Source organism: Anoxybacillus sp. B2M1 (genome assembly GCF_001634265.1).
In the GTDB taxonomy this organism is placed as follows: Bacteria; Bacillota; Bacilli; order Bacillales; family Anoxybacillaceae; genus Anoxybacteroides; species Anoxybacteroides rupiense.
Genome location: NZ_CP015435.1, coordinates 1,009,599 through 1,032,803 on the forward strand (window position 1 = coordinate 1,009,599; position 23,205 = coordinate 1,032,803).

Annotated in this window: 22 protein-coding genes; 12 read left to right on the top strand and 10 right to left on the bottom strand. The window is 43.1% G+C overall.

From position 1 onward, the window contains the following. Window positions 1-36: 36 nt before the first annotated feature. Window positions 37-4,599, bottom strand: a complete 4,563-nt coding sequence (gene gltB / locus GFC28_RS04845) for a glutamate synthase large subunit (RefSeq protein ID WP_044745451.1) — start codon at window positions 4,597-4,599, stop codon at window positions 37-39. Window positions 4,600-4,731: 132 nt separating this feature from the next. On the opposite strand from gltB, the gene GFC28_RS04850 reads away from it, so the two are divergent. The 3 genes from GFC28_RS04850 (at window position 4,732) to GFC28_RS04860 (ending at window position 8,030) form a co-directional block, all read left to right on the top strand. Next, entirely contained in the window at window positions 4,732-5,634 is a 903-nt protein-coding gene (locus GFC28_RS04850; protein WP_044745452.1) for a glutamate biosynthesis transcriptional regulator GltC, read from the top strand. Window positions 5,635-5,684: 50 nt separating this feature from the next. Then, entirely contained in the window at window positions 5,685-5,840 is a 156-nt protein-coding gene (locus tag GFC28_RS19215; RefSeq protein ID WP_156487512.1) for a hypothetical protein, read from the top strand. Window positions 5,841-6,650: 810 nt separating this feature from the next. Continuing rightward, window positions 6,651-8,030: an amino acid permease gene (locus GFC28_RS04860; protein ID WP_044745453.1), complete on the top strand. Its 1,380-nt coding sequence runs from the start codon at window positions 6,651-6,653 to the stop codon at window positions 8,028-8,030. Window positions 8,031-8,120: 90 nt separating this feature from the next. Here GFC28_RS04860 and GFC28_RS04865 read toward each other — a convergent pair whose 3' ends face one another. The 3 genes from GFC28_RS04865 to GFC28_RS04875 all read right to left on the bottom strand — a co-directional run bounded on the left by GFC28_RS04865 (window position 8,121) and on the right by GFC28_RS04875 (window position 12,422). Continuing rightward, a complete protein-coding gene (locus tag GFC28_RS04865; protein ID WP_044745454.1) occupies window positions 8,121-9,476 on the bottom strand; it encodes a GntP family permease in 1,356 nt (451 codons plus the stop codon). Window positions 9,477-9,580: 104 nt separating this feature from the next. Next, a complete protein-coding gene (locus tag GFC28_RS04870; RefSeq protein ID WP_044745455.1) occupies window positions 9,581-11,131 on the bottom strand; it encodes a gluconokinase in 1,551 nt (516 codons plus the stop codon). 268 nt (window positions 11,132-11,399) lie between these two features. Beyond that, on the bottom strand, window positions 11,400-12,422 hold the full coding sequence (locus tag GFC28_RS04875) for a LacI family DNA-binding transcriptional regulator (protein ID WP_044745456.1): 1,023 nt from the start codon (window positions 12,420-12,422) through the stop codon (window positions 11,400-11,402). 494 nt (window positions 12,423-12,916) lie between these two features. On the opposite strand from GFC28_RS04875, the gene GFC28_RS04880 reads away from it, so the two are divergent. Next, entirely contained in the window at window positions 12,917-13,843 is a 927-nt protein-coding gene (locus GFC28_RS04880; RefSeq protein ID WP_044745457.1) for a bifunctional helix-turn-helix transcriptional regulator/GNAT family N-acetyltransferase, read from the top strand. Window positions 13,844-14,007: 164 nt separating this feature from the next. Here GFC28_RS04880 and GFC28_RS19950 read toward each other — a convergent pair whose 3' ends face one another. After that, entirely contained in the window at window positions 14,008-14,130 is a 123-nt protein-coding gene (locus GFC28_RS19950; RefSeq protein ID WP_255357496.1) for a hypothetical protein, read from the bottom strand. Window positions 14,131-14,217: 87 nt separating this feature from the next. Here GFC28_RS19950 and GFC28_RS04885 point away from each other — a divergent pair, with 87 nt between their 5' ends. Continuing rightward, a complete protein-coding gene (locus tag GFC28_RS04885) occupies window positions 14,218-15,195 on the top strand; it encodes a LacI family DNA-binding transcriptional regulator (protein ID WP_044745458.1) in 978 nt (325 codons plus the stop codon). A 617-nt stretch (window positions 15,196-15,812) separates the two neighbouring features. Here the strand turns inward: GFC28_RS04885 and GFC28_RS04890 are convergent. From GFC28_RS04890 to GFC28_RS04900, 3 genes are all read right to left on the bottom strand, one after another. Next, window positions 15,813-16,445: a YdeI/OmpD-associated family protein gene (locus GFC28_RS04890; protein WP_044745459.1), complete on the bottom strand. Its 633-nt coding sequence runs from the start codon at window positions 16,443-16,445 to the stop codon at window positions 15,813-15,815. A 205-nt stretch (window positions 16,446-16,650) separates the two neighbouring features. Next, complete coding sequence (locus tag GFC28_RS04895; RefSeq protein ID WP_044745460.1) at window positions 16,651-17,040, bottom strand: SRPBCC family protein; 390 nt, start codon at window positions 17,038-17,040, stop codon at window positions 16,651-16,653. A gap of 3 nt (window positions 17,041-17,043) precedes the next feature. After that, complete coding sequence (locus tag GFC28_RS04900) at window positions 17,044-17,367, bottom strand: ArsR/SmtB family transcription factor (RefSeq protein WP_044745461.1); 324 nt, start codon at window positions 17,365-17,367, stop codon at window positions 17,044-17,046. A 490-nt stretch (window positions 17,368-17,857) separates the two neighbouring features. Here GFC28_RS04900 and GFC28_RS04905 point away from each other — a divergent pair, with 490 nt between their 5' ends. Beyond that, on the top strand, window positions 17,858-18,217 hold the full coding sequence (locus GFC28_RS04905; RefSeq protein WP_044745462.1) for a hypothetical protein: 360 nt from the start codon (window positions 17,858-17,860) through the stop codon (window positions 18,215-18,217). Window positions 18,218-18,233: 16 nt separating this feature from the next. On the opposite strand, the gene GFC28_RS19460 is transcribed toward GFC28_RS04905, so the two are convergent. Next, on the bottom strand, window positions 18,234-18,374 hold the full coding sequence (locus tag GFC28_RS19460; protein WP_172798639.1) for a hypothetical protein: 141 nt from the start codon (window positions 18,372-18,374) through the stop codon (window positions 18,234-18,236). Between the two features lie 164 nt (window positions 18,375-18,538). Here GFC28_RS19460 and GFC28_RS04910 point away from each other — a divergent pair, with 164 nt between their 5' ends. Then, on the top strand, window positions 18,539-18,724 hold the full coding sequence (locus tag GFC28_RS04910) for a spore coat protein (protein WP_044745463.1): 186 nt from the start codon (window positions 18,539-18,541) through the stop codon (window positions 18,722-18,724). Between the two features lie 23 nt (window positions 18,725-18,747). Continuing rightward, the gene (locus GFC28_RS04915; RefSeq protein ID WP_044745491.1) at window positions 18,748-19,041 is read left to right on the top strand and encodes a spore coat protein; all 294 of its coding nucleotides are present in this window, start codon (window positions 18,748-18,750) and stop codon (window positions 19,039-19,041) included. Window positions 19,042-19,422: 381 nt separating this feature from the next. On the opposite strand, the gene GFC28_RS04925 is transcribed toward GFC28_RS04915, so the two are convergent. Then, window positions 19,423-20,271 carry an MBL fold metallo-hydrolase gene (locus tag GFC28_RS04925; RefSeq protein WP_044745465.1) on the bottom strand — a complete coding sequence of 283 codons (849 nt, stop codon included), beginning with the start codon at window positions 20,269-20,271 and terminating at the stop codon, window positions 19,423-19,425. Between the two features lie 131 nt (window positions 20,272-20,402). Here GFC28_RS04925 and GFC28_RS20045 point away from each other — a divergent pair, with 131 nt between their 5' ends. The 4 genes from GFC28_RS20045 to GFC28_RS04945 are packed head-to-tail and all read left to right on the top strand — an operon-like array spanning window position 20,403 to window position 22,818. Beyond that, window positions 20,403-21,782 carry a globin-coupled sensor protein gene (locus tag GFC28_RS20045; protein WP_044745466.1) on the top strand — a complete coding sequence of 460 codons (1,380 nt, stop codon included), beginning with the start codon at window positions 20,403-20,405 and terminating at the stop codon, window positions 21,780-21,782. A 28-nt stretch (window positions 21,783-21,810) separates the two neighbouring features. Further along, window positions 21,811-22,152: a hypothetical protein gene (locus GFC28_RS04935; protein WP_044745467.1), complete on the top strand. Its 342-nt coding sequence runs from the start codon at window positions 21,811-21,813 to the stop codon at window positions 22,150-22,152. Continuing rightward, a complete protein-coding gene (locus tag GFC28_RS04940; protein ID WP_044745468.1) occupies window positions 22,118-22,525 on the top strand; it encodes an ATP-binding protein in 408 nt (135 codons plus the stop codon). Before GFC28_RS04935 ends, GFC28_RS04940 begins: the two co-directional genes overlap by 35 nt. Then, window positions 22,522-22,818 carry an STAS domain-containing protein gene (locus GFC28_RS04945; protein WP_044745469.1) on the top strand — a complete coding sequence of 99 codons (297 nt, stop codon included), beginning with the start codon at window positions 22,522-22,524 and terminating at the stop codon, window positions 22,816-22,818. Before GFC28_RS04940 ends, GFC28_RS04945 begins: the two co-directional genes overlap by 4 nt. Window positions 22,819-23,205: the final 387 nt, after the last annotated feature.

Consider the following 23,205-nt stretch of genomic DNA (forward strand, 5'->3'; position numbering starts at 1 on the left):
ATTCCCCCTCCTTTTCCGCTGTGCAGAGGCTATCGCCTATTTTGCGATCGCCTCTAAATTTGCATGCTGAATGTCAATCGACTTTTTTTGCTTTGCCACCACTTCGAATGCCGTCAAAAGCGCTTTTTCCTTCGAGAGACCTGAACGTTCCATTTCTTCGATTGTTTCTATCATTAATTTGTAGTTTTTCGGGATGACTTTGATAAATTTCGCGACAAATTCTTCCCAATGAGCCAATACATGAGCGGCTCTTGGACTGCCGGTATATTGATAATGCTTCGTCATCATTTCTCGTACCCGCTTGATTTCTTCTTCATTTTCCAGCTTCTCAAACAATACCATTTCCTTGTTCGCTGTACGCATAAATTGTTCCGCATGATCGGCCAATACATAGGCGATACCACCAGACATTCCCGCTGCAAAATTTTTGCCGACGGCCCCTAGGATGACAACACGCCCTCCTGTCATATATTCACAGCCATGATCGCCGATTCCTTCGACAACCGCATTCACGCCGCTATTTCTTACACAGAATCGCTCTCCTGCCCGTCCGCGAATATAGGCTTCGCCGCTAGTGGCTCCATAAAATGCGACATTCCCGACTATAACGTTATCACCCGAAGAGAAAGCGGCTTCCTCTGGCGGAAGAACAATCACTTTTCCTCCAGAAAGCCCTTTTCCAATATAGTCATTGGCGTCACCGGTCAAAGTCATAGTCATTCCTTTTGGCACAAATGCCGCAAAGCTCTGACCAGCAGATCCATAAAAATGGAAGCGTATAGTATCTTCAGGAAGCCCTTCTTCGCCATAGCGCTTCGATATTTCGCTGCCGACAATCGCTCCAACTGTGCGATGGATATTTCGGATAGAAAGATGCTTCTCTACTGGCTCCCCATTCTCTAGCGCTGAAGCAGCAACCGGCAACAGCTCATGACAATCAAGCGACTCTTCGATTTTATGGTATTGCGGTCGTGCAAAAGTACGCGGTCCATCCACTTGATAGAGCAATCGAGATAGATCAAGATGCTTGGCTTTCCAATGCTGCTTCATACGATCGCTCACTTTTAATACATCGACGCGTCCAACCATTTCATCGATGGTCCGAAAACCGAGCTCTGCCATCATTTCTCTTACTTCTTGAGCGATGAAATACATAAAATTCACAACATGCTCTGGTTTTCCCATAAATTTTTCGCGCAGTTCCGGATTTTGCGTAGCCACCCCAACCGGACATGTATCTAAATGACAGACTCTCATCATGACACAGCCGAGAACCACCAGCGGCGCTGTAGCAAATCCAAATTCTTCAGCACCGAAAAGAGCAGCCATCACCACATCGCGACCTGTCATCAGCTTGCCGTCTGTTTCCAAAACAACGCGGTCACGCAGACCATTTAACATGAGCGTTTGATGCGTTTCAGCAAGCCCCAGCTCCCAAGGAAGGCCCGCATGCTTAATACTTGTTTTCGGCGACGCTCCTGTACCGCCATCATAGCCGCTAATAACAATGACATCGGCCGCCCCTTTAGCCACACCTGCCGCAATCGTTCCCACTCCAGCCTTCGAAACAAGTTTGACGCTAATACGCGCTTTTCGATTCGCGTTTTTCAAGTCGTAAATAAGCTGAGCTAAGTCTTCGATTGAATAAATATCATGATGCGGAGGTGGAGAGATTAGCTCAACTCCCGGCGTAGAACCGCGAACCTTGCCGATCCAAGGATACACTTTGTTTCCTGGCAGTTGTCCTCCTTCGCCAGGCTTTGCTCCTTGTGCCATTTTGATTTGCAGCTCATCCGCATGAACTAAGTAATGGCTTTTCACCCCAAAACGGCCTGAAGCGATTTGTTTAATGGCGCTTTTACGAAGATCGCCGTTTTCATCAGGAACGTATCGGCTTGGGTCCTCTCCGCCTTCGCCGCTATTGCTTTTCCCGCCAATGCGGTTCATCGCGATCGCCAGCGCTTCATGAGCTTCCTGGCTCAATGAGCCATAGGACATCGCTCCTGTTTTAAAGCGGCGCACGATCGACTCTACCGGCTCTACTTCTTCGATTGGAACCGGTTTTCTCGTTTTATCAAATTCGAACAAATTTCGCAAAAATGTCATGCGTTCTTCATTTGCCATTTTGCTATATTCCTTAAAGAGCTGATAGTCGTTTTTTCGGCAAGCCCATTGAAGCGTATGAATCGTCTTTGGATTAAACGCATGATGCTCGCCGTTTCTTCGCCACTGGAACTCGCTGCCCGAATCCAGTGTCGCTTCCCGTTCCGTTGACTGGAATGCTCGCTCATGGCGCAATTTCGCTTCTAATGCAATCTCATTCAGCCCGATTCCACCGATTTGTGAGGCGGTTCCAGTAAAATACTGATTTATCACTTCTTCGCCGATGCCGACCGCTTCAAAAATTTGTGCTCCCCGATAACTTTGCACCGTCGAAATCCCCATTTTCGACATAACCTTGACCACACCATCTGTCGCTGCTTTTTTATATTTGCTCACCGCATCCTTGTAAGAATAAGCAAGTACTTCTTTTTGGATCGCGTCGCGAATCGTTTCTAAAGCCAAATAAGGATTCACTGCATCAGCCCCATACCCGATCAAGGCCGCAAAATGATGAACCTCTCGCGCTTCCCCGCATTCGACGATAATGCTTGCATTCGTGCGCGTTCCTTTGCGAATTAAATGCTGATGAAGCGCACTCACCGCCAAAAGCGGTGGAATAGCGATATGCTGCTCATCCATGCCCCGATCAGAGAGAATAAGAAGCGTTTTTCCTTCTCTTATAGCAGCATCTGCTGCTTCACAAAGCTGATCGAGTGCATATTTCAAATGATCTGTGAATAATGACGGCAGCACAGCACAGCGAAACTCTGGGTACGGATTTGCTTTAAGCGCAGCAAGCTCTTCATTCAAAAGAATCGGAGAGTCTAAGCGGATGCGGCGGGCCGCTGATGCATCCGGATGAAGAATATTCCCTTCTTTTCCGAGGAGTGTCATCGTGGAGGTGACGATGTATTCACGAAGCGAATCGATCGGTGGATTTGTCACTTGTGCAAACAGCTGCTTAAAGTAGTTAAACAAGCTTTGCGGTTGATCTGATAACACCGCAAGCGGCGTGTCATTCCCCATGGCTCCGACAGGATCCTTCCCATCTTTGACCATTGTGAAAATCGTCTTTTCCACATCTTCGTGTGTATAGCCAAACGCCTTTTGCTTGACAACCAGCTCCTCCACCTGCTCCATTTGCTCTGGAATTGGCAAGTCTTCCAACGATATCAACTGTTCTTGAAGCCATTGCCGATACGGCTGCTCTTTAGCAATTTCTGCTTTGACCTCCTCATCGGAAATAATTCTTCCCTCTTCCAAATCCATTAACAGCATTTTTCCCGGGCTTAGACGATCTTTATATAAAATGTTTTCCGGTTCTAATTCAATCACTCCTACTTCTGACGAAAGAACGATGTAATCATCTTTTGTGACATAATAACGAGCCGGTCTCAACCCATTGCGATCCAAAATCGCTCCGATTTGTTTCCCGTCTGTAAACACAATGGCGGTGGGTCCATCCCATGGCTCCATTAAACAGCTATGATATTCATAAAATGCTTTTTTCTCGTCATTCATCTCTTGATCCCAAAACCACGGCTCTGGAATCAGCATCATCGCCGCATGTGCCGGCTTTTTGCCCGCTAGAACAAAAAATTCAAACGCGTTATCTAAAATGGAGGAATCGCTGCCATTCATATCTAAAATCGGAGTGATTTTCGCTAAATCATCGCCAAAAAGCTCGGAGACAAATTGCTTTTCTCGCGCTGCCATCCAATTAATATTCCCGCGCAACGTGTTAATCTCACCATTATGAATCAAATAGCGGTTTGGATGGGCTCTTTCCCAGCTTGGGAACGTATTGGTGCTGAAGCGAGAATGCACAAGGGCAAAGGCGGATTGAAACCGTTCGTCTTGAAGATCAACATAGAACTCATCAAGCTGATCCGGAGTTAACAAACCTTTATAAACAATGGTGCGGCTCGATAAGCTAGCGAAATAAAATTCGCTGTCAGAAATCAGCTTTTCCGCTTGCTTACGTATGATATACAACTTTCTTTCAAAAGCAAGCTGATCGACAAGATCACGGCTCGCTTCGATAAACACTTGGCGGATATAGGGCTTTGTCTGCCCAGCCTGTTTTCCGAGTTTTCTGATATCCACGGGTACCGTCCGCCATCCTAATAATGTTTGTCCTTCATTTTGAATGATCTCATTAATTTTACGTTCATAATCGATCCGTTCCTGCTCGTTTTCCGGCAAAAATACCATCCCAACACCGTATCTCCCTTTTTCGGGAAGACGCATTTTCCCACAAACCTGCTGAAAATACTCGTGCGGAATTTGTACCATAATGCCGGCGCCGTCTCCTGTTTCTGGATCGCTTCCTTGCCCGCCGCGATGCTCAAGCTGGCGCAGCATATGAAGTCCTTTTTTTACAATATCATGGGATGGCTTTCCTTTAAGATGTGCATATAAGCCGATGCCACATGCGTCATGTTCAAATTCAGGACGGTAGAGACCTTGTGCTTGCGGTAATCCGTAATGTTTCATTTGTCTTCTCCCCCATTCCTTTTACCGATAAAGTCTGTTATTGTAATTTTAGTTTCCAAAAATGATATAAACAATATATAATTCAGATTAAATCAATCTCATTTTGAGATAAATGAGAAGGAGAGAACAAAAATGGAGCTAAGGCAGCTAAAATACTTTGTTGAAGTCGCCAAGCGCGAACACGTATCAGAGACCGCTGAAGTGCTTCATGTCGCCCAATCCGCCATCAGCCGCCAAATCGCTAATTTAGAGGCTGAGCTCGGCGTCCAACTGTTTGAACGGGACGGGAGAAATGTGAGGCTTACCCCGGTTGGCCGTTACTTTCTTCCGCATGCTGAAACGGTGCTGCGAGCAGTCGAACATGCCAAGCAGCAAATCGATGAATATTTAGATCCAGAGCAAGGAACGATTAAAATTGGCTTCCCTTCTAGTCTGGCAAGTCACACCATGCCAATGGTGATCTCCGCCTTCAAAGAGCGGCATCCAAACGTAAAATTTCATTTGCGTCAAGGATCTTATCGATTTTTAATTGAGGCCGTAAAAAAAAGAGAGATCGATCTTGCCTTCCTCGGACCTGTCCCGACCGAGGAAAAAGGAATCAAAAAAGAGATTTTATTTATTGAATCTTTTGCCGTGCTGCTGCCGCAAAATCACCGGTTTGCTAAAAAAGAAAGCCTGCTGCTGAATGAGCTGCGCCACGAGCCGTTTGTTACTTTTCCAGCCGGTTACATTTTGCATAAAATTGTGCTTGATGCTTGTAAGCAGGCCGGATTTTCGCCAATCATCTCATCTGAGGGAGAAGATTTAGATGCCATTAAAGGGCTTGTGTCTGCCGGCATTGGCGTCACCCTGCTTCCTGAGAATACATTTTATGATACAATGCCGCGCTTTACCGTGAAAATTCCGATTTCCATGCCTGACGTCAAACGAAATGTCGGCATTATTCTTTCTGATTATCACGAGCCGGCACCATCTGTAAAAGTATTTTATGAGTTTGTGAAGCAATTTTTCTCCGTTTTAGAGCGATATAAATAATGATAGAAAATTACAAAAAATGCTATAATGAACATAAGGAGGTGTTGAGAATGGAGCTTTTTATCGGAGCAGTTCTTTTGTTGTCTGGAGCGGTTGTCATCATGAAATTTTTAGGAAGCTCTCCTAGCCTAAGAAAACGTGATGAACACAATCAAAGCAAACCAATGGATGATTCGATCTATCCATCCCATCCATCAGGCCTGTAAACGAACCTAACCACACCTATAAGAAGACCCATTCCAAAGCAGAATCCCCATTTTTTCAACGGTCGGAAGAAAGCCTCCGACGGTTGAAAAGGTGCAAACTTCATATCAAATGTTTCATCTATACCATGTTTCTCACTATTTTCATGACGGTGCCCGCCATACACTTGGAAAGGGAGCGAACGGACTCTAAAAAAATCGATACAACCTCCAAGCTCCTGACCTGAAAAGTTCTATTTCTCCACAAAGATAAAAGATCCTTTCCATCCCCCCGTAATCATGACATTTTTTCAACATGTAAGATCTAAGCACAAATATAATTATAAAGATTGAACGAATCCCATCTGTAAAAAACGCGATTGTAAGGCCAGTCAGCCACTTGCCTTTTCGTTGCACCCGCACATGACGAAAACAACCGTCGCACTCCATATCCATGCCACCGCTACTATATATAAAACCAATCACCTTCCCGTTTTTTAAATGCTTGCTTTTATCGTATTTTATTTTTATATAGATGTCCGTTCATTCTCAGGATCCACACACGATTTTCTGTGATGCTTTTGGTTCATTGTCGCTTTTCATTTATATCCCTTTTTCAATGCCAATTTATATGGTTGCATGTGACGCTCAACTAGCACCATTGGTATCTCTATCCTTCTATTGACAAAGCAAATCAAACTATTATATTCTAGTAACATATTTTTTACTTAAACGCATAAAAGCATAAAAGCGTTTAAGTATTAAAGTTGTAGAAAAATTTCTTGAAACTATCGCTCATTTTTTTCAGCAAAAGAGAAGAAAGGAAGGAACAGCATGAAAAATCGTCAGCAAGACTTAAAGCGGGGACTGCTGCCTAGGCATGTCCAATTTATTGCTTTAGCTGGAATGATTGGCACCGGCATCTTTAAAGGCAGTTCAGACACGCTATCAATCGCGGGACCTGGGGTTGTTTTTGCTTATTTATTAGGGGGCTTGCTTTTATTTATCGTCATGTCGGCATTAGCGGAAATGGCCATCGCCCATCCAAACTCAAATGTTCAGCACCTGATAGATAAGGCGTTTGGCTTTCATGTCTCTTTTATTGCGGGCTGGCTCTACTGGATCAACTGGACGATTGTTATCATCGTTGAAATTTTAGCAGCAGGCAGCTTTCTGCAATATTGGTTTCCAGCCATTCCGCTATGGCTTTTAAGCTTGCTTTGCGCCAGCTTCATTTTCGCCATTAACTTTGTTCAAGTGAAATATTATGGAGAAATTGAGTTTTGGTTTGCCGCCATTAAAATTTTGGCGTTAACCGCCTTTATTGTTTTGGGCTGTTTGCTGTTAACAAACATCATCCCAGGACAAACAATCGATGCGCTCTCTCATTACACGGATCACGGCGGCTTTTTCCCTCACGGAATAACAGGGGTGCTAAGTGCCCTCTTAGTGGTGATGTTCTCATATGGCGGTGCGGAGTTAATCGGCGTCGCCGTGACAGAAACCAAAAATGCGGAACAAGTGCTGCCAAAAGTAGTGAAAGGAACGATGTGGCGAGTAATTTTGTTTTATATGCTCCCTATGCTTATTATTTGCGGTTTAATGCCATGGGATAAAGTGACAGGCGAAAACAGCCCATTTGTCCAAGTATTAGATATGACCGGGTTGCCAGGAGCGGCCCATATTATGAACTTTGTTTTAGTGACAGCTGTTCTATCAGCGGCGAACTCGGGAGTATATGCAACTTCGAGAATGTTATATTCAATGGCACAAAACGGCGAAGCGCCAAAAGCTTTATTAAAAGTAAATAAGCAAGGGGTACCGATTATTGGGCTCACGATTGCAGCCATCTGTATTATCATCGGTTTATTTTTAGCTTATATCGCTCCCGGACAAATTATCAGTTATTTAATGAGCATTCCTGGATTTACTGTTCTTTTATTGTGGATCGGTATTTGCTTGGCCCAGTTAAAGCTGCGGTTTCGTTATCAACAAATCCCGGCATTTCATGTCAAGGGATTCCCGTACTTAACTAGTTTTGCCGCATTGTCTTTATCTGCCATTTTCATTTCTTTTCTGTTTAATCAAAACAATTGGATCGGTTCAGCGGTTTGTCTTGTAACGCTTTGTCTGCTTATTTTATTCTCTTTTATAGTCAAAGCAAAGACGAAACAATCCAACAAACCAACCGACCGCTCGGCCGCCAATCTTTAAAAATGAACCACTTGAACAGCAAGAGGCCAGTCATTGACTGGCCTCTTCATTATGCCATTCCCTTTAGAGTCCGGCTTGTTTATAGGTAGGTTAAACAATCAGATTTAATAATGCGAGCAATCCTAATGCTACCACCGAAATGATGGTCTCAAGAGCGGTCCACGTCATCAGCGTCTCTTTGACGGTCATGCCAAAATACTCCTTAATCATCCAGAATCCCGAGTCATTGACATGTGACAAAATGAGGGAGCCAGCGCCTGTCGCCAGCACAAGAAGCTCCATATTAGTTCCTGGAATACTGGAAGCAATCGGCGCCACAATGCCAGCAGCAGTCATCATGGAAACTGTAGCCGATCCTGTGGCAATGCGAATAAGCGCCGCAATCCCCCAGCCTAGCAATAGCGGCGAAATATGCGAATGCTGAGCCGCTTCCGCAATTTGTGTGCCGATTCCCGAATCGAGCAGCACCTTGTTAAATGCTCCACCAGCGCCAATGACAAGCAAAATATTGGCCACGGGACCAAGGCAGTCGTTCGCTAGCTTTAACACTTTATCACGCTTCCATCCGCGTGCATATCCCAGGCTAAAGAAAGAGTAAACGGTTGCAATCAATAAAGCAACGATCGGGTCGCCAATAAAGCGGATCACCTTCGCGGCTTCTGTCTCCTTCTCCTGGTCGAAGGCAACATTGGCGATCGAGGCCATCAACATTAAAAGAACTGGCAGCAAAATCGTAAACAGTGTGTTTGCGAAGCTTGGAAGTTCCTTCGCTTCATGATGCAGCACCAACTGCTCAGCCATTTCATCCGGCACTTTCTTATGCAGGCGCGCACCGATCCATTTTCCAAACAACGGCCCTGCAATAATGGCTGTTGGTAATCCAACAATGAATGAATACAAAATGGTTAAGCCAACATCTGCTTGAAAGATGCCAACCGCAGCCATCGCAGCCGGGTGCGGCGGAACGAGCCCATGTACAACCGATAATCCCGCAACAAGCGGAACACCAACGGTAATAAGCGAGATGCCCGTTTCCATGGCAATCGTAAATACAAGCGGAACTAATAGCACAAATCCCACTTGGAAAAATACCGGAATCCCCACTAAAAAAGCGACAACCATCATAGCCCAATGCACTCTTTTTTGTCCAAAGCGCTGAATGAGCGTCTTGGCAATTCGTTCTGCCCCTCCTGACTCTGCCATCATTTTTCCGAGCATCGTTCCAAGCGCTAACACAATCGCCAAAAATCCAAGAGTGTTGCCAAGCCCTGCTTTAATCGAATCGATAATACCAGGCACTTCATCGGAAGGAGCAATGAGGGGCATCCCCATCGCTAGACCAACACCAACTGCGGTCAATATTAACGCAACAAACGGATGAAGCTTTGCAACAGTAATTAAAAGAAGCAAAATGACAATCGCCGCAATCACAATAACCATTCCCATCCCCTTATCCTCCTGTTCAACTAAATCGGTTTAGTTTCGATGAATCATAAAGAATGCACCTATTCGGCTTAGGTTTGATCATCCGATCGTTGTCAACATCTATCCTATTTTCGTGAATATTTTGCTTGAAATGCGCTAAGAGCGCCAAATTCATCTTTCAATCGCTGGTACAACCGCTCATATAAATCAAATAGTTCCAAATAAACCGCTGTATTTTTCTCGTTCGGAACATGGGTCGCTTGAATATGAACCCACTGCTTAACCTCTTCCAATGACGAAAGGTCGCCAAGCGCATAAAGCGCCATAACCGCCGCTCCCAGCGCTGACGCTTCGTGCGTTTCCGGAACAAGCAGCTCTTTCCCCAGCATATCGGAGAGCATTTGCCGCCAAAATGCCGATTTTGCAAACCCGCCTGATACGCGTATCTCCGACAGCGAACCGGTCACATCGCGGATGGCTAGAACGACAGAAAGGATGCTCAGACACACGCCCTCCATCACCGCACGAATAAAATGCTCGCGCTTATGATGAAGACTAATTCCAAAGAAGGTTCCTCGCGCCTTCGCATTCCAATATGGCGCCCGTTCTCCCGAGAGAAACGGAAGAAATACTAACCCTTCTGAGCCTGCCGGGACGGTTTCGGCATACTGTGTCAAAAGATCATATGGATCCATTCCCAGCTTTTTAGCCACCTCTCGTTCCTGACCGCCAAACTCATCGCGCAGCCATCTTAACAAAATTCCTCCATTATTAGTTGGCCCGCCGACGATCCAATGATGATCGGTCAGCGCATAACAAAATGTCCGCCCTCTTAAATCTGTTTTTGGCACAGAGGAAATCGTACGTACAGCACCGCTTGTCCCGATCGTAATCGCCGCTTCTCCAGGAGAAACGGCCCCTACTCCAACGTTGGCAAGTACCCCGTCACTCGCCCCGATCACGGCAGGGATTCCTTGGTCTACTCCCATTTGTTCTGCCCATTCTTTTTTCATTCCTTGCAAAATATAAGTTACTGGAACAGGGCGGGATAAATGCTGTTTCGTCACTCCGAGCAAATGTAGAACACCGTCGTCCCAGTCCAATGTGTCAAGATGGAAAAGCCCGGTTGCGGAGGCGGTCGAATAATCTACAACGTATTGTTCATATAGCCGATAAATAACATATTCCTTAATCGATACAAATTTATGGGCCTGCCGAAATAATGGCGGCTGCTCTTCTTTCATCCAAAGCAATTTAGGCAAAGGAGACATCGGATGGACAGGCGTTCCTGTCCGTTGATAAATCTCTAATCCTTTCATTTCATCCAACAGCCTCTCCGACTGCGCAGCGCTTCGATTATCTGCCCAGATTAAACAGCGCGTCAAAGGAATCCCTTGTTCATCTAGGGCAATCAGCGAATGCATCGCCGCGCTAAATCCTAAAGCTTTAACTTGAGCAGGCCGAATACCCGCTTTTTTTATGGCAGCGTTTACACTTCGGACAACGGCAGAAAAAATGAGGTCAGGATCCTGCTCTGCCCAGCCAGGATGCGGCTGTATAATAGGATAATCAAATGAAGCGGATGAAACGACTTGGCTAAATTTGCCAAACACCACCACTTTTGTACTTGTTGTGCCAATATCGACTCCGATGACGACATTTCTGCTGTTGTTCACGGTCACCTGCTCCTTTTTCTTGTCTGTTCTCTATAAGATGGATTGGTTTAAAAATATCTGTATGCATCCGTATAAGGAAAACAACCGTCAAAAACGGTTGAAGCTCCATCACGCAAATGTTCGCCTGTGAAGTTACATCCACATAGCAATGATAGAATGACAGATTTTTTCCACTGCTTCGTGGGATCACAAGTTAATAACCATATTAAGATCAAAATGCCTGATCAGCCCCACACATACTCGATTGCTTCCATTTGTCCTCAGGTTGTCATAGGTTTGAATGCCATGACACAGACTGGCGTTTTTTTAGCACGGGCTCCAATCGTAAAATTTGCGGCTCTTTTTCTTCATGGCTGCGCTCTATCTTTTGAAACAACCGTTCCGCTGCTTTCCTTCCCATTTCAAACGCTGGTTGGGCAATTGTCGTTAAAGTTGGGGTATAAATGGAAGCAAACGGTACATCGTCAATGCTAATAAGAGCGATGTCATACGGAATGCGGAGCTGATTTTCTTGAACAAAATGAAGTACCTCCATCAATGTTAAATCATTAATCGCAAACAACGCTTGTGGCGGACAGCCAGACCGAAAAAGCTTCGTCAGCCCTTCCTTGATGCAAGGGATCTCCAGATTCACGATGTACTCATCCATTACCTGTAGTCCTCTCGCCTTTACAGCTAGCTTAAAGCCTTCCACCCTCTCCGTTCTTGGAATGTTATACGATACAAGCGGAGGGGTTACGATTCCAATCCGTTCGTATCCTACATCAGCCAAATGATCCACCGCAAGTTTAGCTGCTTTATAGTTATCCAAGAGAACCGCATCCACAGGCAGATCTGGAACCGTGCGATCGACAAATACAAGCGGAAACGATTCATTGACCATCTTTTCATACCATTCATAGTTTCTTCCTGTCGGAAAAATAATTAATCCATCAACCTGCTTGGCTCTTAGCATTTCAATATACTTTTTTTCTTTCTCCGGATCATCATCGGTGTTGCATACAATGACATGAAAATCCCGTTCTTGACATACGTCTTCAATCGCCCGAAGCACCTGTGTTGTTAGCATATGTAAAATATTAAAAACAATGACACCGATCGTAGAAGTAGATTTTTGCTTTAGGCTCCGTGCGACAAAGTTCGGTTGATAGCCAAGTTCTTCAATCGCTTGCGCAATACGTTTTTTCGTCTCTTCACTCATATATTCATAACGCTTATTTAAATACTGGGAAACTGTACTTTTGGAAACATTCGCTGCTTTCGCCACGTCGGCCATTGTAATTTTTTGCAAGGATATCCCTACTTTCCTGATACTAAATCGATTTAGTAAACAAGCAAACAAACAAATTATTTTATAAACCGGTTTAGTTAAATTATATATCATTTGAAAGCGCTTTTACAACTACTTTTTCGCCAACTGAAGATACAGAGTATAGAAACTCATACAGACAGAGCGCATTAGACAAACCTTTGTCAGGCGAATATGTGATTTTGCTTTTTTTCAATCAATCGAATGATCCCCCTATTACCGAAAAAACGATTTTTTATAGAACACCATCCGGCGATGAACCGAAACAATCACACGTCTCCTAAGTCGAATACGATAAAAAACCATTTAAGTCTAATCTATTTTATTTGATGAACCTATCTCACTAAATGATTGGATAGATCAGGCTTTTGCCTCAAACAGAACATAGACTGGCCGTTTTTTAGATATATAATTGACTAAAGCAATATAATCAAATAAAATATTTGACAAAATCAAATAAATTAGGAGGCACTCGTATGATTTTTGAGGAACGAATCAATGCTGTCCGTCATTTTAATCGGTTTATCACAAGACAAATTGGTGCATTACAAGAAGGATTATTACATAGCCCCTATTCCCTTACAGAATCTAGAATATTATTTGAAATTGCTAATCATAGCCAAATCACCGCCTCAGATTTGACTAGGCAGTTAGGATTAGATCCAGGCTATTTAAGCCGGATTTTAACACGATTAGAAGAACAGGGAGTTATTTATAAAGAGCGATCAGAAACCGATGGAAGGCAACGAATTTTAAAGCTTACTTCAGAAGGAAAAGCGGTTTTTTCCTTGCTCAACCAACGTTCATATGATGAAGTATCTGAATTCCTAAGTGAATTATCAGATATTGAACAGCAACAGCTCATTCACGCTATGCAAACGATTGAAGGAATACTTACTAAAAATCGCAGGTTTAAATTCTCTGGACCGTACTTTTTACGACAACACGAGCCAGGCGATATGGGGTGGATCGTTCATAAGCACGGGGCACTCTACGCGAAGGAGTATGGATGGAATGAGCAGTTTGAAGCGCTGGTTGCTCAAATTGTTGCCGATTTTATTAACCATTATAATCCTGATAAAGAACGGTGCTGGATCGCCGAGATGAACGGCGACATTGTCGGTTCTGTCATGGTGGTACACGAAAGTGACGCCATTGCCAAATTGCGTTTGCTCTTAGTTGATCCGCAGGCGCGCGGATTGGGGCTTGGTACACATCTTGTTCAAGAATGCATTCGCTTTGCTAAACGAAAAGAGTACCAAAAGCTTGTCCTTTGGACCAACAGCGTTCTTATAGCTGCAAGACATATTTATCAAAAACTTGGATTTACGCTTGTAGCCGAAGAAAAGCATCACAGCTTTGGCCATGAGCTGATCGGGGAGACTTGGGAATTAGAGCTTTAACACATGGACGAAGAGATCTCCTACGTCTCAGCAACATAGCGATGAAAGAGGGATTTTTCATCAAGCAGACGTTCTATGTTGTTTCTCCTCCTGCTTCCGTTTTCTTTTTTATCATCTAAATCAGAAACAAAGCGTTCCCTGAAAGAAGATAGGGAACGCTTTGTTTAGCGGAAAAACGCATGAAAAGGATCTTCCTCTTCTTGTTTGGGTGCTTCTCGTAAGGCTAAGTGCGCGCCGGCTAGCTCTACAGCACATAAAACGATATAAAACAAAAATCCTAGCAACATGATTTCCTCCTTTATGCTATGGTTAAAATGACAATAATTTATGAAATGCGTTTCAATGCAATAGTTTTTTTGAGGGAAGGGAAGACAATGGCAAACATTCGAGAAATCGCTAAACTAGCAGGAGTTTCTGTCGCTACGGTATCGCGTGTATTAAATCATTATCCTTATGTAAAGGAAGAAAAACGGCAAGCGGTCTGGAAAGCGGTCGAGAAGTTAAACTATACAAAAAATATCAATGCTGTTCATTTAGCCAAAGGAAAAACATCGATTATCGGCGTGATTCTGCCGTATGTCAACCACCCATACTTCAGTTCAATTGTGGACGGTATTTCACAAGAGGCGCTCCGCCACGGTTATCATCTTCTTCTATTTCAGACGAATTATGACGTGCAAAAGGAACTGGAAGCACTTGAGATGCTGCGAGTGAAACAAGTCGATGGACTGATTATTTGTTCCCGCACAATTAGTTGGGAGATGCTTAAGCTGTATCAAGAAGACGGTCCGATCATCTTATGCGAAGATACCACGGGCTGCGAAATGTCGTCCGTGTCCATCGATCATTATGAGGCATTTATGTTGGGGATGAACTATTTGATTGCAAAGGGGCATCGAAAAATTGGCTATTGTATCGGCCGGACGTCAGGCACAAATAGTGAACGGCGAGACGCTGCTTATCGGGATGCCTTACAAAATATCGATACAGTTCCAAGAGAAGAATGGATTTTTGATCGTTGTCTCGAAATCGCGGACGGGGCGCGCGTTGTCAAGGCACTTCTTTCGATGGAAGACAAGCCGACTGCGCTGCTTGTCGCAAGCGATCAAGTGGCAGCTGGAATCGTGTTATGGGGGCAAAAAAATGGTTTGCAGGTACCAGAAAACTTGGCGATTGTCAGTTTTGACAATCATCCGATCGCTGAAGCGCTCGGCATCACCACAGTGGACTTGCCGTTGTTATCGATGGGGCAAAAAGCGTTCCAACTCATACATGACTGTTTCATCGGCAAAACAACGACCAACCAAAATGAGCAATTGCCTGTCCGCCTTATCGAACGGTTCTCGGTGTAGAATAGCGTTCAGCAGCGCCTCCTTATAAACGTAACCATCTGGAATCCGCTTTGGGTGGTCTTGGGCTTGCTTATTCTCTCTTGATTCTTTTACGTTATGGTTCAACGAGCATAGCGGATTATGGATGATATGAAAGGGAGTATCACAATGAGCTCTTTGCTTCAACTTACACTTTCAGCTATGAACCTCCCCCACCTCCACTCTGTTTAGAGGAGGGAGACTTCTTGGGGGGATGGTGTTAAATGTATCGTAAAATGTTTCAATGCTGATCTCTTGGAGCAATCGCAAATCTTCAAGGTTGCATTTTTTGATTTGTACAGTCATTTTCCTATACAACTCCTTGATAGAGAAAAATTAATCAATTCTTTTGTTTCCCTTTTTGACAAATTCCCAGTCAACTTCTATACTTTTTCTCGCAAGTTACAGAAGATGAAGCCGCGTTTCGGCTTATTTTTCAGAAAATTCAGTTAATGGGACATGATTCTATAATCAAGACAAAAAGCATTCCATATAGAATGCTTTTTGTTGTTCAAATATTGCGAAAAGCGTTATGAATTTTTCTGTCGCCTTGGAACAGCTTTTTAATAATGAGTTTATTGAATGGAAGCGTGAATATACTAATCATTTAATCCTTTTCCATTAAGGATGTGCTGTATATACTTTTCAATTCTTGATTCTCGAGTTTTGGATTGTTTGGCCCCAGAAAAATAAAGGATGTAAGCTCTTTGTCGCCCCGGGGTCAATGATCCAAAAGCTGTTTTTAAGGCTGGAATTTCATCGAATTTTTTTTGAAGCTCTTCAGGAATCGGTTCTGGATTCTTTTTAAAATCCACTTTCAAGCCTGCTTTTTCAATTTCAATCGCTTCGTTAATATATGCCTTCAATACAGGTTCAAGCTCAGCTATTTCTTGAATATTTGTAAAACGAATCCGTCGTGCAGCCTGCGTATTCTCCCCAGGTTTTTCTAGAATATGATGGTCATCTTTTAACAAGGCACCTTTGAAAAAACTAAGTGCACAGTATTCATTAAAAGCACTGATTGTCACAACATTGCTCTTTTGGAATGTGTAACAGGGAATCCCCCATTTCACTTCTTCTGTCAATCCGCACCCAAGAACAATTGTTCGTAATTCTTCTAATTCTTTCGGCCATTTGTTTACTTTACAATCTGGAGTACTCACTAGCGGACAGCGTCCACAGCCCTCAGTTAAATATTGATCAACTTTAGGATTCATTGGATTTTTTTTCATTAGATTCCCCTCATAAATTTACTTTTGAGACATTGAGTCAAAATAGAATGCACCATCGATCTCGGCCCTGCAGTATAGCAGTTTTCCATTGTTCCGGCTTATCCTGTTTTTTTGAATAAAAGAACGGCTAAGACTAAGTATATTCGAATCGTTTTTCTCCCGGTGTTCTCTTGAGACACTTAATAAAACAAATTTACGTTTTTCCTTACACTTCCTCTAACGCTTTCTTCAGTTCGTTGACCTTGTCTGTCCAACCATATTTTGCACCTTTAAATGCATAATCTTCTTGTTCGAATCCTGTTTGTTCAAGATGTAAATAGGTGATATCGCCTTCTTGTTTTAATGTCCATGTGACAACCGTATTGATCGGGCCGCCTACCCATGTGTAAGACAACTTATAAGGCTCCTCCACTACTAACACTTCGCAATTCACCACTAAGTTTATTTGTTCATTTCGAAACTGACATTTATGTCCTACGATAGGTTTAAAATCATTTTCCATAACCCATTTTGCAAGCATGTCCGAATTTGTTAAGGCGTGCCACACCTTTTCGATTGAACTTTCGAATTGAAACTCTAATGATAGATGTGCCATTATTTATTCCTCCTCTAATAACTGTCTTAAAATAGCCATTTTATCATTCCAAAATTTCTCATAATAAGATACCCAATCTTTAATTTCCTTTAATGGAGTTGCATTGATTCGATACCTTGTTTCTCTGCCAACTTTTCGATCGATCACTAAATCAGCTTCTTTTAGAATAGACAGGTGTTTAGAAACAGCTGTACGCCCCATTTGAAAATGAGCGGTTAATTCATAAAGCGGCAACTCTTCCTTATCTGCCAATAGGCGCAACAATTTGCGCCTTGTCGGATCAGCGATAGCTACAAAAACGTCGCGTTTCAGAGTTTTCTTTACCAATGGCCTCCTCCTTATCAATTAGACACCAATTAGTGTCATTATTATACGACACTAATTGGTGTCAAGTCAATGAGTTTTATATATTCTGTAAAAATTCGAGTGAGGAACGTGTTGCCAAACGCATAATGGCTGCTTAACAATTCGGCTTGAAAATTTCATTATGAATTAGCACGTTATTTCAGAACCAAAAAGAGGTGATCGTCGAAATTACGGAATAACCTCTGACCCTGAAATACTTAGATGTCACCCTTACGATTGGATCATCAAGTGAAAAAAAGAGCGCCCCTTCTTTTTACAGCACAGGCTTTTCTTCTAAATATAATTATGATGATTCACCTGCAATACAATTTGTATACAGCTAAAAGCTCCCCGGATTCAAACCTTAACAATTATGAATACTCGACATAGAAAACTCAACAATTCCCCCGTATAGATGCGGCAGTTCCGAGCATACTAACCGATAACAATATAAATGAATAAGGTGAATGGGATGCTAGAGAATTGGAAACATTGGATTAAGCAAGCGGCCAACGCTATTGAAGATTGGTTCGAACAAGAAGAGCGGTCGTTTGCGGATATTGCGCATTTTATACGCTGTCATCCTGACACATCTGTCACGGAACAAACATGGCTCGGTCTGACGTACCGCTTTTATTCGCTTCATCTCAAGCACGTCTCGTTCTCGATGGAAGCGAGAAAAAAGGGGACAAACGAAGAACACATTTTATTTCTTTCCGTGTGCCGCCCCTTAAAGGCGCCGATCGTGTATCGTTCTTATGACGAACAAGGCGACCTGTACCGAGTCATCCACGTTCCGCCGCTCACGCAACAAGCCGCATCCCGGCCATAACGTGATGCGGCTTGTTTCAACCTTTAATGCCTTGCAGCCATTCTTGATAACATTCGGCACACAACGCTTTTTCTTGTTCTTCATCCGCTGTATAGAAGGATACATAATGAACTTGGTCAGCGCATTCGCTTTGGCAATAAAAACACGTTTCGTCCATCTCCAAATCCCCCTTTGCCCATTATTAGCGTGAGCACACGGGAATTTTTTTGCGTGTAAACTGCTCCCCATTCTCCTGGTGAAAGCGCCTTTTATTTTTGAAAAAATTACGCTAATATACATGTTCACCATGCACACAATAGGTTTCGGAAGGTGGTGAAAGAGATGAGAGCAACAGGTGTTCATGAAATTTTGGAGCTTCATGAGCTTCTTATGTTGAAAAACGTCTGTCTTGCAAAAAGTAAGGTGATGCAGACGATGGCCACAGATCCTGAGCTTCAATCATTAATTCGCCAAGATATTGAAACAACCCAACAACAAATCGTTGATTTACAATCTCTTCTATCCTAACTCCAAAAGAGGTGATGTAGATGATGCAACAACCAACTGGTGGCTCTCAGCCTTTAAATGATCAATTAATCGCCATCGATCTTCTTATCAGCATAAAGAATGGAATTAAAAGCTACGCAGTAGCCATTACAGAATCCGATACTCCCGAGGTGCGCAACATCCTTAAACAACATTTAAATGATGCCATTCAATTTCACGAAAAAGTGAGTCAATATACGATTAATAAAGGCTATTACCATCCAATAAATGTTCAAGAACAGCTGCGTGTTGACATGCAAGTGACCCAGCAAATCACACAAGCGAATCAACTGCAATAAACTCATCAGGATTCAGTTAAACGCTGAATCCTGATGAGTTTAGTTGTTCTATCTTGTCATTCCCATGCCTCTCTGTTCATAAATCCCCAGACAAATCCATTCGTCGCCAACGGAAGAATGGAAAAATACTGCTTTAATGAACCTCCCCCACCTAAACTCGATTAAAAGGTGAGAGACTTCTTGATAGATGATGTTAAAATTCCATTCATTCATCTTCATTGATGGATGCCTGTTTTTTATGGATCTATTTTCATGCTTGCTAAAAACCATCATCCCAACCACTCAAACGAACTTCTCAAATCTCCTTGCCCCGGAAAGAATCGAAAAAATAATACGATCCTCTTCTCCCTTATCATCTGTCACAGACTATCCTCTGCTTCTTTACTGAATATATTTACCATAATCAGGGACCGCTATATGATCGAAATCTCTGACTAACTGGATCAATCCTGCACGGAGCTGCTCTCCAGTTACTGGTTTTCCGTGTCCTGTAACAGCTACTTCTGGATGCAGAGTTGCCAATTTACGAACAGACTCTTTTGCCTTCTCCCAATCATTTGTAAAATAACGCGGCGGTCCACTAAACTCTAGCTTCTGCGTCAGCACTTTAAACAGTTGATCCTGACGAACAGTAACAAATGCATCTCCAGCAATGAGCGCGCGGTCTTTTTCACGAAACAATGATATATGTCCAGGGGTATGACCAGGGGTATGAATCCAGCGAAATTCAGGCAGATGAGGAACCATTCCTCCACTTGGAAGTGGTTGAACACTGCTTCCTAAATCGATAGGTTCATTCGGAAAAAGAGCGGATACCTTTGCGATCATCCCTCCCTCTACTGACGAATCAGGCGCAGGATAGCTTTTTTTCCCTGTTAAATAAGGCAGTTCAGCTGGATGAGCATAAACAGGGATGCGCCAATATCGGATCAGTTCAATCACAGTTCCGACGTGATCAAAATGTCCATGAGTCAAAATGATCGCCTTAGGGCGGCTATTCGAACCAAAACGCTTTTCGGCTGCAGCGATAATCTCATCAGCTGAACGAGGCATTCCCGCATCTACAAGTATAAAATCAGCGGCATTGGGAAGACCGATCAAGCAAATATTCACAATCTGAACGGTATAGCAATATAAATCTGGCAATATTTCCGTTCCTGTTCCATGAGCAACCGATATAGCCGGAATAAAGGTATAGTCGCTTCCGTAGTGATTTTCTTCTATCTTCATATCCATTCCCTCCTTCAATGATACTATCCCACTTTTTTTGCCGCCTATTCTGATATAAGAAAATATTCCTAAAACACCGATTATCCTTTATAATGTGCAGAAGGGGGATATTCATATTAGGAGGGATGTATATGATGAAAGTCTCATTCCATAAGCTACTCCAAAACGAAGACGGAGCAATCCAACTGTTTCGCAAAAAAGAGAAAAAGGACGCGAACACGGCTCCCATGCAAACATCTTCGCTTAACTTGCCCGATTCGGCCGTTGCCTATTATCGACAGCTTTCCGCATCCAATTATCATCAACAAGTCGTTCTTATTGGATTGACAGCGGAGGATTTTCAGCGTCTCGCCTCCCTGCGCCCGATTTTTGCCAAACATGTTCACGCCATTGTTGATGCTTTTTATGAGCACCTTGGCCAAATAGCAGATTTGGTCCATATTATTGAAAGCCACTCGACGATTGAGCGCCTCAAGAAAACACTGCAATCGTATTTAATGGACATGGTATCTGGTGAAATAGGTGAACAGTATATTATTAGAAGAAAAGTAATCGGCAATGTTCATCATCGTATCGGCTTGTTTCCAGAGTGGTATTTAGGCGCTTATTCTCTTATCCAAAATGAGGTGCTGAAAATATTGATGGAAGAGCTTCCGCCGAGTGAAGCCGTTCTTGCCTATTCTTCTTTTTCCAAGCTTTGTTCGTTCGACATGCAAATTGCCATTGCGACGTATATTGAATCCTATACGTCATCCATGATGAAGCTAAACGAAATCGAAGAGCTGCAGCACCGTCTCACGGAATCAGCTGCGATTCTTGCTTCTAGCGCTGAGGAAACGAGCGCCTCCATCACAGAAAACGAAAAAAATGTACAGGATATTCTAAACGAAATCTATACGATTCAGCAGCAATCAGCCGAAATCGCGGAGCGGGTCGAAAACGGAAAGCACGATGTCATGGACACATTAACAAAGCTTGATACGATCGCCGAGTTAATTCATGGAACGAAAGCATTAACAGCGGAGCTGACTAACAGTTCTTCTCAAATTGGCGAAATTGTGAACACGATTCGCAACATTTCTAATCAGACGAACATTCTCTCTCTCAACGCCAATATCGAGGCCGCCCGTGCTGGTGAACATGGAAAAGGATTTGCCGTTGTAGCAAATGAAGTGCGAAAGCTCGCTTATCAAACGGCTCAATCACTCGATTACATTCAAAATCATATTGATATCGTGCAACAAACGATTCATCAATTTGAATCCTCGTTTCAACGCATTGTCGATGAAACAGGAGCTTTTCGCGCAGTAAACGAGAGCGTGATTCATATTTTTGATCAATCCATTTCCGATGTTAGGTCAAACAGTGATAAAATTAGTGCATTCACAGAGTTTATGAAAGACTTCCAGCACACATTTAATGAAATCTCGAAGGCTGCTTATCAAATTGCCGAAATGGCAGAACAGCTGAACTATCTGAATCATGAACTCACAGATAAATTCAAAAAGTAGCTCCTTACAACTTTAGGGAGGAAATACGATGAACCAACCTCAATTTAAATATGAACAGCGCACATTTAAACATTTATTTGAAATGTCAGAAACGCTTCTGCACGAAGCTAACGAACAACTGATCCGCATTGACATTGGACAATTGCCAAACGACGTAGACGCACGAAATTATGTTAAATTTCGTCTGATGCATTTGCAGCGCTCGTTTGGCGAAAGCGTTCCGATCGAGTTTCGCTCCACCTATAATTCCTTATGGAGCCAATTGTATCGTCTCGAGCATCAAGCCGACTATCGTCATCCGTATATCCAACAACTTCTTACTCACATCATGAGCGATGATCAAGATCACAGGAAAAATTACCGAAAATAACTATAGCAAAAATATTGCGGCAATGCTCGAACGATTAAATCAATACATTGTACTGACAGAGATGGAACAATACGCGCTGCAGCTTGTCTTGTGGGAGCTCATTTCCAACGTCATTCGCCATTCTACAGTAAAAAAAGCGGATGTTCTTATTCATTTATCGACAGAGGACATCACGATTGAGCTCATCGATCACGGAAATGGTTTTGACTGGCGCAGTCAAATCACAAAAGCTCCTCCTTCCCTGCTTGCGCCACATGAAGGATGCGGATTATTTCTCATTCAACAGCTTGCAACACACGTAACCTTTGACGATGCTGGCAAAAAAGCGCGTGTCATCATTCAGCGCGCAAAAATTGAGGAGGAATTTCGATGATTCAAATAACAACCAACAACGATGTGATGATTGCCGTATTTCAGCAAGATATTAACTTTGAAACAACGCGCATCATGGAAGAAATACTGCGTCATCATACATACAGCAACATTTCGCGGTTGCAAATCGACCTTTCTGCCGTCCGATTCATTGATAGCTCTGGAGTGCGCCTATTTATTAGCTGGCTATATCCTCTAAAAGACCGTATACACATTGAAATTATGGGAGCGTCTGCTCCGATTAAAAACGTATTGTCCATTTGTCAAATTGATCAGTTTGTCGATGTCAAATAAAAAATAGCGCCTAAAAGTTTTTATGACGAATCATCAGCTTAAGCTGCCTTTCCTTGACACTCGAGAAAAAGCGGACGATAAGCGGCTTTTGTATAGTAAGAGATCACAAATATCGCTTTATGCTCCATTCTTATTTATCTTCGCCATCGGCAGCCAAAAGCTAGCCGATGGCGCCAGAAAAACGAAAAGCCAGCTGGCGGATCAACATGCTGTGATCCGAAACACTGGCTTGTTCTGTAAACCGGTTATATACTTTTCACAAAAACCGCTGACCAAATAAACGTTTCCTCGATTAAGAGCGGCTGTTTTTATCCTATCCCGCCAGAACGACTCCCACCTTCAGGAATATGAAGGGCGTTGCCCGATAAACAAGGGGGAGCGGAATGT